Annotated in this window: 10 protein-coding genes; 1 reads left to right on the plus strand and 9 read right to left on the minus strand. The window is 66.2% G+C overall.

Annotated elements, in window-relative coordinates; all coding sequences use genetic code 11:
• Window positions 1–393 precede the first annotated feature (393 nt).
• From AC1ROW_RS21900 to AC1ROW_RS21915, 4 genes are all read right to left on the minus strand, one after another.
• Window positions 394–1134 (minus strand): DUF4396 domain-containing protein, encoded by a 741-nt coding sequence (locus tag AC1ROW_RS21900; RefSeq protein WP_175337893.1) that lies wholly within the window; start codon window positions 1132–1134, stop codon window positions 394–396.
• Between the two features lie 46 nt (window positions 1135–1180).
• Window positions 1181–2713 (minus strand): multicopper oxidase family protein, encoded by a 1533-nt coding sequence (locus AC1ROW_RS21905; protein ID WP_493021776.1) that lies wholly within the window; start codon window positions 2711–2713, stop codon window positions 1181–1183.
• Between the two features lie 104 nt (window positions 2714–2817).
• Window positions 2818–3423 carry a DUF305 domain-containing protein gene (locus AC1ROW_RS21910; RefSeq protein WP_175337891.1) on the minus strand — a complete coding sequence of 202 codons (606 nt, stop codon included), beginning with the start codon at window positions 3421–3423 and terminating at the stop codon, window positions 2818–2820.
• 83 nt (window positions 3424–3506) lie between these two features.
• A complete protein-coding gene (locus AC1ROW_RS21915) occupies window positions 3507–3968 on the minus strand; it encodes a DUF6153 family protein (RefSeq protein ID WP_493021778.1) in 462 nt (153 codons plus the stop codon).
• A 137-nt stretch (window positions 3969–4105) separates the two neighbouring features.
• Between AC1ROW_RS21915 and AC1ROW_RS21920 the strand changes: the two genes are divergently transcribed.
• Window positions 4106–4357: an SHOCT domain-containing protein gene (locus tag AC1ROW_RS21920; protein WP_258045885.1), complete on the plus strand. Its 252-nt coding sequence runs from the start codon at window positions 4106–4108 to the stop codon at window positions 4355–4357.
• A gap of 14 nt (window positions 4358–4371) precedes the next feature.
• Here the strand turns inward: AC1ROW_RS21920 and AC1ROW_RS21925 are convergent, their stop codons facing one another.
• The 5 genes from AC1ROW_RS21925 to AC1ROW_RS21945 are packed head-to-tail and all read right to left on the minus strand — an operon-like array spanning window position 4372 to window position 9802.
• Entirely contained in the window at window positions 4372–4689 is a 318-nt protein-coding gene (locus AC1ROW_RS21925; RefSeq protein ID WP_175337889.1) for a metal-sensitive transcriptional regulator, read from the minus strand.
• Between the two features lie 17 nt (window positions 4690–4706).
• Window positions 4707–6920, minus strand: coding sequence for a heavy metal translocating P-type ATPase (locus AC1ROW_RS21930; protein ID WP_493021781.1), 2214 nt, complete (start codon window positions 6918–6920; stop codon window positions 4707–4709).
• Window positions 6921–6976: 56 nt separating this feature from the next.
• Window positions 6977–7234: a YHS domain-containing protein gene (locus AC1ROW_RS21935; protein ID WP_493021783.1), complete on the minus strand. Its 258-nt coding sequence runs from the start codon at window positions 7232–7234 to the stop codon at window positions 6977–6979.
• A gap of 23 nt (window positions 7235–7257) precedes the next feature.
• A complete protein-coding gene (locus AC1ROW_RS21940; protein ID WP_493021785.1) occupies window positions 7258–9555 on the minus strand; it encodes a heavy metal translocating P-type ATPase in 2298 nt (765 codons plus the stop codon).
• Window positions 9556–9592: 37 nt separating this feature from the next.
• Window positions 9593–9802 carry a heavy-metal-associated domain-containing protein gene (locus AC1ROW_RS21945; protein ID WP_493021787.1) on the minus strand — a complete coding sequence of 70 codons (210 nt, stop codon included), beginning with the start codon at window positions 9800–9802 and terminating at the stop codon, window positions 9593–9595.
• Window positions 9803–10134 lie beyond the last annotated feature (332 nt).

Consider the following 10134-nt stretch of genomic DNA (forward strand, 5'->3'; position numbering starts at 1 on the left):
CTCACTGCGGCATAATCACCAACAGCTGATCCCGCACGGTGTCGAGAAACTCCACCACTCAACGGGACGCCACCCCGATGTCCTGAGGCAGATTCGTTACCTATGTCCTGAGACATAACAAAATTCATCTCAAAGAGTGCCTGCGTGCATCGTCTATCTCTTGTCTCTCCTGTTGTCTGCTTGCCCTGGCCTCTCTTGTCTCCTCGTGTCAGTTCTTCTCTCTTGGGCTGGCTCTCTCATTTCGTTGTCTGTCGATATTTGGTTCTTCTCTCTCGTCGGCCTCCCACACCTCTCGGTCGATGCCTTTTGCGCCTGCGATGACGCGATCCCCTCAATGTTTGACCTCTCCCAGGCCAATGCCGATCGTGATTGACGTTTGGAGTGCCCTCGGCCTTACATCCGCTCTTTGATGCCCACTCGAATGAGCAGCCAATTGACCGGGTACGCCGTTACGAATCCCAGCAGCATCGCCCATTGCATTGCGAACCAGAACTCGGGCGAGTTGACCGGGGCGCGGCCGCCGAAGAGTGCGGGGAACAGAACGAGCTGGATCAGCGCCATCGCCCCGTACATACCGACCTGCCAGGAGGTGATGGAGGCGGCGTCGGCTTTGAGCGCTTCGATCAGGCCTTTGCCGAGTCCGAGCCCGCGCATGGGGGCGATGGCGAAGTACTGGAAGATGATGCCGAGTCCGAAGGCGAGGATGAAGTCGAGGATCCAGACGGCGAACATTTTGTCCTGGAAGAGCCAACCCCAGCCGAACGCGACGGCGACGGCTGGGATGAGGAAGGCGACCCACTCCGCGATGAGGTCCCCGAGCGCGCAGCCGGCCCCGCAGTGGTTGGTACCGGTGCCGACGGCCACCGCCATGGGCGTCTCCGCATCGTCCGCATTCTGTGAAGGTGCGGGTGTGCGTCCCCAGCGGAGGTAGCCGCCGAGCCAGAGGAATCCTCCGAACAGCATGGAGACGGGCCAGACGACGTTCATCACGGCCATCTTCTGCGGTCGTCGGATCACATCGACGGCGACGCCGATGGTGCAGGCGATGCCGATCCCGAGGGAAGTCCAGGCGAGGACGTTGAGCCAGGTGGGGAAATCGCCCAGGGCAGGCGTTATCGCGTGGGGAGGCGTCATGCCTCCACTGCTACCCGGATCCTGGCGCGGGCTGTAGCCCGTTGACTCAGCTCTTCTCGTAGCCGAGGACGGCCATCATCCCTGATTCGGCGTGGTAGATGTTGTGGCAGTGCGTCATCCATTGGCCCGGGTTGTCGGCATCCAGTAGCACCGTGAGAGATCGGTGCGGCAACACGATCGCAGTGTCCTTTCGCGGGCCGCCGTCGAGCTGGAACGTGTGGCCGTGAACGTGGAACGGGTGCCACATCATGGTCTGGTTGGCGATGGTGAGCTGGACGCGTTCGCCTTCCCGGACCGTGTAGGCGCCGTCGAGCGGGTTGTTCATGTCGAAGGCTTTGCCATTGATGCCCCAGTCGTACTTCATCATTCCGCCGGTGAGGGCGATGTCGATGCGGCGGTCGATTCTGCGCCGCTGCAGGGTGTCTGCAGAGGTGGCGCTCAGTACCGCCGCTGTGACCGGTGACGTGTCAGAGGCCGTGTAACCGTTCGCGGTGGGTGTGGGGCTCCCAGAGTTGGAGCGGAGGACGCCGAAGCCGCGGTCGGCTTTGCCGACGGCCTCGGCCACGATCGGGAAGGCACCGTCGGCGACGGTGACGATCGCGTCGTAGCGTTCGCCCATCCCGAGCAGGATGCTGTCGCCCTCGACCGGGTTCACCGGGTAACCGTCGGTGTGTGTGACGGTGAGCCGGTGGCCGCCGACCGAAAATCGGAAGGCGGTGTCGCCGCCGGCGTTGATGATGCGCAGCCGCACCCGTTGCCCGGGCTTGGCGGTGAAGGTGGCCGGGTCTCCGGCTGGGCGTCCGTTGATGAGGTAGTAGGGGTAGTAGACGTCTCCGGCGTCGCCGCCGAGCAGGTTGGAGCCGGTTCCGGTGAGCAGGTTGCCGGCGCGGGTCGGGGTGCCGTCCTGGCCGCCGCCCATCATGCCGCCCATTCCTCCCATCCCGCCCATGCCTTTCATGCCTTTCTTGAGGTCGGCGAGTACCTGGTCGGGTGTCGCGGTGACGCCGTCGAGCCAGTCGTCCAGCACGAGTACCCAGTCGTGGTCGTAGTTGAGGGGTTCGCGGGGGTCTTCGATGACCAGCGGGCCCTGGAGGCCGCGGTCGAGTTGCGGGCCGACGTGCGGGTGGTACCAATAGGTTCCCGGGGCGTCGGCGGTGAACGCGTAGTCGAACGAAGCTCCGGGGCCGATCGGCTGCTGAGTGATCGGGGGAACGCCGTCCATGTCGTTGCGGAGGGCGATGCCGTGCCAGTGGACGGTGGTGTCGTCCGGGAGCTGGTTGGTGACGTGCGCGCGGATGATGTCACCGACATGTGCCCGGATGGTGGGGCCGGGGACTTCACCGTTGTAGGCCCAGGTGGAGGCGGTGCGCCCGGCCAGGTCGATGTCGGTCTTGGCGGCGGTGAGCTGGACGCGGGTTGTTCGCCCGGTGCGCCGCCGGGCCGTTTCGGCAGCGGTGACGGGGCTGCTGGTCGCGGTGAGGAGGTTCGGTCCGCCGGTGCAGGCGGCCAGGGCGAAGGCGGTGGCGACCCCGGCGCCGCCGAGGAGAAGGCTGCGCCGGGTGAGGTTCGAAGAGTTCATCAGATGTCCAGAGAGGAAGCGGCTAGAGGGCCGTGAGGAGTGGGGAGGGGCGGGCGCCGCCACGAGGGGGAGGGGTGACGGCGCCCGCGTCTGGTGCGACCGGTTCAGAGGCTGGCGAGGAGCTGCTTCATGGTGGCGATCTCGGCGCTCTGTGCGGCGGCGATCTTCTTCGCCAGCGCGACGGCGTCGGTGGCCGTGCCCTGTTCGGTCTCGGTCGTGGCCATGGTGATGGCGCCCTGGTGGTGCTGGATCATCTGGGTGAGGAACAGCTTCGACGCGTCTGCGCCGGACGCGTTCCTCAGCGCGTCCATGTCCTGTTGCGACATCGTGCCGTCGCCGCCCATGTCCATGCCGCCCATGTCGGATTTCTGGCCCCAGGTGTCGAGCCAGCCATTCATGGTGTCGATCTCCGGCTGCTGCGCGGCCTTGATCTTCTGCGCGAGTTCGGTCACCCGGGCGTCGATGCCCTGCTTGGCAAGGAGCGTGTCGGACATTTCGATGGCCTGCTGGTGGTGGGGCACCATGCTCATGGCGAAGGTGACGTCGGCCTGGTTGTGGTCGGAGGTGGCGGCGGGGCTCGAGCTCCCGTGGGTCATCCCGGACATGCTGCCCATGCCTGGGTCCTTTCCGGAGGCGCCCGCGGTGCAGCCAGCCAAGGCGGCGGCGGTCAGGAGTGCGCCGGAGGCGATCGCGATCAGTCGGATGTTCATTGTGGGGTCTCTTTCGTCGTATGAATCTGCGGATGGTAGGCACGCTGAAGCAACACCGCGCGATGCGCGGTGTGCGGTGTGCGTCATCTGCGATCGATAGACAGTGCGAGAAGAGACGGTGGTGATGATCCGACCCTGCGCGTGATCATCCGGGCCAGGGTCGTGGGTGCAGCCCGGGAGCCCAGGCCGAGGAGCGCCCGGCTGAGTACCGGGGCGATCAGGAGGATCGTCGCGGCGAGCAGCGCGAGCGTGCAGATCATGGCAGTCGTGTCGTGCATCGGATCACAGCCGTCGATAGCGCATCCCCCGCCCGCCCTGGTGTCGGACATCGCCTGGCTGGAAACTGCAGGGTGCGATTGGTCTGGGTGTGACACTGTCGACGCGGATACCGCTGGCTGGACCGCGACGAACCCGTGTGGTTCGCCCATAGGCGTGCTGACAACGTGCATGGCGAGGATCCCGGTCACGATGCCCGCGACCGCGAAGAGGAGGACGAGCACGCAGCGCCAGGTGCGGGTGCGCATCGAGATGCAGTCGGCGAGCATTTCTCCTCCTTCCGGGAGACAAACTACCGGCGCAGTCTGGATACCCGCCGGGGGTTTAACGCTGACGGGACCTAATGCCCCATCCGTCTCCACATTCGCGTCCAAGCTGAATGGAGAAATCGTTTGAGGAGGCGGACGTGTACGGGTGGATGATGGGCGGCATGGGGGCGTGGTGGATCATTTGGCTGATTGTGCCGTTGCTGATCATCGCGGTTGTGATCGTGCTGGTGGTCACTCTTAGCCGGCGTGGTCCGTCCGCCGGTAGTGGTGCGGTTCAGCCAGGGCGTCCGTCGCCTCGGGACATTCTCGATGAACGGTACGCCCGAGGCGAGATCGACCACGACGAGTACGCCAGGCGTCGGGACGAGTTGGGTCGTTCTGGAAGCTGAGCCCACGGGACCCGTCACGAACGCACGAGTCGGGCGATGGCGTCGCTGGCTTCCTGGATCTTGGCCTGGCCTTCGTCCCCGCCCAGTAGCACGGCGTCGGTGACGCAGTGTTTCAGGTGGTCGTCGACGAGGCCGAGGGCGACGCTCTTGAGTGCGGAGGTCAGGGCGGAGATCTGGGTGAGGATGTCGATGCAGTACTGCTCTTCATCGACCATTCGCGCGATTCCGCGGGCTTGCCCTTCGATCCGGCTGAGGCGCCGCATGTATCCGGCTTTGTCGGTGATGTAGCCGTGCTGGTGTTCGTGCTCGGCGGTGGTCGTGGTGTCGTTCATTAAGGCTCCAAGGGCGGTCAGGTTCGGGATGCGGGTGCCGGCGTCGCCGGCTGGGTGCGATTTCGGTCGAGGGCAACGCGGGCGCTGGTCTCTGGTCGCAGGTCGAGCCGGCGCAGCAGCTGAGCGTTCAGGGCGACGACGATCGTGGACAACGACATGAGGATCGCGCCGACCGACATCGGCAGGACGAACCCGATTGGTGCGAGCACGCCGGCGGCAAGCGGCACGGAGATGAGGTTGTACCCGGCTGCCCACCACAGGTTCTGCTTCATCTTGCGGTAGCTTGCGCGGGAGAGTTCGATGACCGACAGCACGGAACGCGGGTCGTCGCTGGCGAGGATCACTCCTGCGGAGGCGATCGCGACGTCGGTGCCGGCGCCGATGGCGATTCCGACGTCGGCCTGGGCAAGAGCGGGGGCGTCGTTGACGCCGTCGCCGACCATCGCCACCTTGCGTCCCTCCGCCTGGAGCTCCTTGACCTTCGCGGACTTGTCCTCTGGCCGCACTCCGGCGAAGTACCGGTCGATGCCGAGTTCGTTGGCGACCGATCTGGCTACGGCGTCTGCGTCGCCGGTGATCATCACGACCTGCGCGTTCTGAGCGTGGAGGGCGTCAACCGCTTGCCGGGACTCCTCGCGGATCTCGTCGGCAAGTTTGAGCGCACCGGCCACCTGTCCGTCGACCAGGACGTGCAGGATGATGGCGCCGTCCTCTCGCCAGGCGTCGGCGATCCGGAGTTCGTCCACTCCGGCTTCGTGCAGCAGGTTCGGGCCGCCGACCTGGACGTGGTGGCCGTCGACCGTGGCCGACACTCCGACCGCGGGGGAGGATTCGAAACCTGCGGCTGCGCCGACGGTCACATGGCGAGCGGCTGCGGCGTTGACGATGGCCCGTGCCAGCGGGTGCTCGGAGTCCGCCTCGGCGGCGGCGGCCAGTGCCAGCAGTCGATCGGAGGTGGTGCCGTCGGTGGTCTCGATCGCGGTGACGCTGGGTTCGCCCTTGGTCAGGGTGCCGGTCTTATCGAACAGCACCGTGTCGATGGTGCGCATGCTCTCCAGGGCGAGCCGATCCTTGATGAGCACTCCGCCGCGGGCGGCGCGTTCGGTCGAGATGGCGACGACGAGCGGGATGGCCAGACCGAGGGCGTGCGGGCAGGCGATGACCAGAACCGTGATGGTGCGCACGACGGCCTCATCCGGCAGGCCGAGCAGGGTCCAGACGACCGCGGTGATGATCGCCGCGCCGAGGGCGAACCAGAACAGCCACCCGGCGGCGGTGTCGGCGATCCGCTGGGCGCGGGACGAGGAATTCTGGGCGTCGCTGACCAGGCGTTGGATACCGGCGAGCGCGGTGTCGTCGCCGACCGCGGTGATTTCAACGCGCAGACCGGAGTCGGTTGCGACGGTGCCCGCGACGACGGCGTCTCCGACGTCGCGGCGCACGGTGCTGGATTCGCCGGTGATCATCGACTCGTCCATGCTCGCCGAGCCGGAAACGACGCGTCCGTCGGCGGGGATGCGGCCACCGGGGCGGACGACGACGACGTCGCCGACCCCGAGGTCGGCGGGGGCGACCTGCACCGTGCTGTCACCCTCGACGCGTTCGGCCTCGTCGGGCAGCAGCGCTGCCAGTGAGTCGAGGGCGGAGGTGGTCTGTGCCAGTGACCGCATCTCGATCCAGTGGCCCAGCAGCATGATCACGATGAGGAGGGCGAGCTCCCACCAGAAGTCGAGTTCGTGATCCAGGATCCCCAGGCTCGCACCCCAGGACGCCAGGAACGCGACCGTGATCGCCAACGCGATCAGCAGCATCATGCCGGGTTTGAGCGCCCGCAGTTCACCGACGGCGCCAGTGAGGAATGGGCGACCGCCCCAGACGTACATGACCGTTCCGAGGATCGGCGAGATCCACGCCACCCAGGCGGCGTCCGGCAGCGGGTACCCCAGGATCATCGCGAACATCGAGGAGAAGCCGACGACGGGGACGGCGATGATGAGCATGATCCAGAACAGACGACGGAACTGGCCGACATGGTCGCCGTGGCCGGCGTGCCCACCCATTCCGCCGTGACCTGCGTGCCCAGCCATGTCATGCCCGCTGTGCCCGGTCATGTCGTGTCCGGCGTGCTCGCCCATCTCGTGGGCCTCGTGGGTCTCGTGGCTTTCGGCGGTCTCGGTCGAGGTGGTGTGGGCGCGGTGGTCGTGCCCGTCGTGCTCGGTGTGGTCGTTCATGGTTAGCCCTTCACCTGGGTGATGTGCTGGTGTCCGCCTGTACCGGGCGGTGGCGGTTATGCGGTGATGTATGCGGTGGGGTCGGCGTCGAAACGCGGTGCGCAGCCGGCACAGCAGAACCAGTACCGCTCGCCGTTATAGTCGCGGTAGAGGCCTTGTGCCTCTGCCTTCGCCTTGCTGACGGTGCTGCCCTTCATCACGACGCACTCGGTGAGATCGTCGACGCCTGTCCCGCCGAGGAGGTTGGTGCTTCCGGTCGGCATCGTGGCGGCGTGGTGGTGGTCGGTGTTGGTGCCGCAGCAGCTGTCGCTCATTGTGTGCTCCTTCTCGTGAGTGGTCATGCGGTTTTGAGGACGGACGCTGGTATGCCGGTGTCCGTTCGGGTCGTGGAGTTCTTGGAGCGGAAGCCGCGTAGGCGGAGGCTGTTGCTCACAACGAACACACTGGAGAACGCCATCGCCGCTCCGGCGATCATCGGATTGAGCAGCCCGAACGCCGCCAGCGGGATCGCTGCGACGTTGTAGGCGAATGCCCAGAACAGGTTGGTCTTGATGGTGCCCAGCGTTCTCCGAGCGAGCCGGACGGCGTCGGCGGCGGCCCGGAGGTCACCCCGTACCAAGGTGATGTCTGCTGCTTCGATGGCGACGTCGGTGCCGGTTCCCATTGCCAGTGCCAGGTCGGCGGTTGCCAGGGCGGCGGCGTCGTTGACGCCGTCGCCGACCATCGCGACGGTCTTGCCTTCGGTCTGCAGTCGGCGCACTGTGTCGGCCTTGTCCTGGGGGAGCACTTCGGCGATGACGGTATCGATGCCCACGGCGTGGGCGACCTCGCGAGCGACGGTCGCGTTGTCTCCGGTGAGGAGGATGGGGGTGAGCCCGAGCTGTTTGAACGCGTCCACGGCTTCTCGGCTGGTCGGCTTGATCGCGTCCGCCACGACGAGCAGCCCTCGCGCTTTCCCGTCCCAGGACACGCAGACCACGGTCTGCCCGGCAGCTTCAGCGGCGGTCTTGGCCGTTGCAAGGCTGTCGTCGAGCACGATGGACCAGTCCTCTAGTAGCGACTGGCGGCCCACGAGCGTCAGGCGGCCGTCGACGATGCCCTGTACGCCGCGGCCTTCGATGTTCACGAAGGATTCCGGGTTGGGGAGGATTCCGCTGCGGTCGGCGGCCGCGGCCGCGATGGCCCGGGCGATCGGATGCTCGGACGCGGCTTCAACGGCGCCGGCCATCCGGAGCAGCACGGACTCGTCGACGTCGGCCGCGCTGACTACCTGGACCAATGTCATCTTCCCACCTGTGACCGTACCGGTCTTGTCCAGGACGATGGTGTCGACGGTGCGGGTGGACTCGAGTACTTCAGGTCCTTTGATCAGGATGCCGAGTTGCGCTCCACGTCCGGTTCCGACCAGGAGTGCCGTCGGGGTGGCCAGTCCGAGCGCGCAGGGGCAGGCGATGATCAGCACTGCCACGGCGGCCGTGAAAGCTGCAGCCGTCGGGTGGCCGGTGAGCAACCAGGCGGCCAGGGTGACGACGGCGATGGCGAGAACGATCGGGACGAAGATGCCGGAGATGCGGTCGGCGAGACGCTGTATTTCTGCTTTGCCGGATTGGGCATCCTCGACGAGTTTGGCCATCTGCGCGAGCTGCGTGTCGCTGCCGACGCGGGTGGCGCGCACCAGGAGTCGGCCGCCGGAGTTCACGGTGGCGCCGGCGACGGCGTCGCCCGCCGTGACCTCGACGGGCACGGATTCGCCGGTCAGCAGTGACATGTCGATAGCGCTGGAACCCTCGACCACGACTCCATCGGTGGCGACCTTCTCGCCGGGCCGGACCACGAATTCGTCCCCGGTCCGCAGCGTCTCGATCGGGATGCGCGCCTCCAGGCCGTCGCGGATGACCGCTACATCCTTGGCACCGAGTTCAAGGAGCGCCCGCAGCGCCGCGCCGGCCTGCCGCTTCGATCGCTTCTCGAAATAGCGTCCGGCGAGCACGAAGGTGGTGACTCCGGCGGCGACCTCGAGGTAGATGTTGCCCGCGCCGTCCGAGGCGGCCACAGTGAAGCTGAACGCGTGAGTCATCCCGGGCATCCCCGCCGTTCCGAAGAACAGGGCGTAGATCGACCAGACGAACGCGGCCAGGGTTCCGATCGACACCAGGGTGTCCATGGTGGCGGCTCCATGGCGGGCGTTGATGAATGTTGCCTTATGGAACGGCCACGCACCCCACACCACCACCGGCGCCGCCAGCGTGAGCGAGAGCCACTGCCAGTAGGTGAACTGCAGCGCCGGGATCATCGCCAATGCGATGACCGGGATGGACAGTGCGACGCTGCCGATCAGGCGGTTCCGCAGCCCCGTGAGTTCCGGGTCGGCGTCTTTCGTGTCGCTCTCGGGCTCCTCGTCTGGGAGAGCGGCGGTGTAACCCGTCTTCTCCACCTCGGCGATCACGGTGGAAACGTCCATGCCCTCCGGCATGGACACTCGTGCCCTTTCGGTCGCGTAGTTCACCGTTGCGGTGACACCGTCCAGGCGATTCAGCTTCTTCTCGATCCGCATGGCACACGACGCGCAGGTCATCCCACCGACCTCGAGCTCAAGGGTGGCGCCGCTAGCAGCGGGCGAGGGCGTTGCTGTCATGTCGTGCTCCTCAGCTTGGAACGGCCGTGCGGGTTTCCTACTTGCGGACGGCGGCGTAGCCGGCCTCGTCGACCGCGGCGAGTACGGCGGCATCATCCACACCGGTTCCGGTGGTAACGCGCAGAACACCGTCGGTTGCGGACACCTGCACGTTGTCGACGCCGGCGACCTGGGCCACCTCGGTGGACACTGCTCGCTCGCAGTGCTCGCAGGTCATTCCGGTCACCTGGTAATCGATCATTTCCATCAGTCCTCCATGAGTGCTGGGATACCCTCGGAGGGTATCGTTGTCTTCCAACATGATACCCCAGGGTGGTATTCCTGCAACCGTGGCTGGAAACAGCAACGCTGTGATCGCCCGGTCGCCTCCACGAGGGTTAGTACGATGAGCAGGAGATGCGTGTCGGGAGCCGGAACCGATCCCCGACCTCTCTGCCACCCTCGATCACGCGTATCACCTCGAAGTGCTGTGTTGCGATTAGTCGCGCCTTGCCGGTAGCGACCGCTAGCTGTACTGACCTCGACCGTTGTTGATTCGGTCGATGGGGGCGTGGCCTGCGATGCCGAGGTGGGCTCTGT

It is taken from the genome of Leifsonia sp. GW821-FHT13C09, from assembly GCF_058806435.1.

Excerpts from the sequence above, each read along its gene's own strand:
- AC1ROW_RS21900 (WP_175337893.1), bottom strand. The coding sequence starts at position 1,134 with ATGACGCCTCCCCACGCGATAACGCCTGCCCTGGGCGATTTCCCCACC.
- AC1ROW_RS21940 (WP_493021785.1), bottom strand. The coding sequence starts at position 9,555 with ATGACAGCAACGCCCTCGCCCGCTGCTAGCGGCGCCACCCTTGAGCTC.
- AC1ROW_RS21945 (WP_493021787.1), bottom strand. The coding sequence starts at position 9,802 with ATGGAAATGATCGATTACCAGGTGACCGGAATGACCTGCGAGCACTGC.
- AC1ROW_RS21910 (WP_175337891.1), bottom strand. The coding sequence starts at position 3,423 with ATGAACATCCGACTGATCGCGATCGCCTCCGGCGCACTCCTGACCGCC.
- AC1ROW_RS21925 (WP_175337889.1), bottom strand. The coding sequence starts at position 4,689 with ATGAACGACACCACGACCACCGCCGAGCACGAACACCAGCACGGCTAC.
- AC1ROW_RS21905 (WP_493021776.1), bottom strand. The coding sequence starts at position 2,713 with ATGAACTCTTCGAACCTCACCCGGCGCAGCCTTCTCCTCGGCGGCGCC.
- AC1ROW_RS21915 (WP_493021778.1), bottom strand. The coding sequence starts at position 3,968 with ATGCTCGCCGACTGCATCTCGATGCGCACCCGCACCTGGCGCTGCGTG.
- AC1ROW_RS21935 (WP_493021783.1), bottom strand. The coding sequence starts at position 7,234 with ATGAGCGACAGCTGCTGCGGCACCAACACCGACCACCACCACGCCGCC.
- AC1ROW_RS21930 (WP_493021781.1), bottom strand. The coding sequence starts at position 6,920 with ATGAACGACCACACCGAGCACGACGGGCACGACCACCGCGCCCACACC.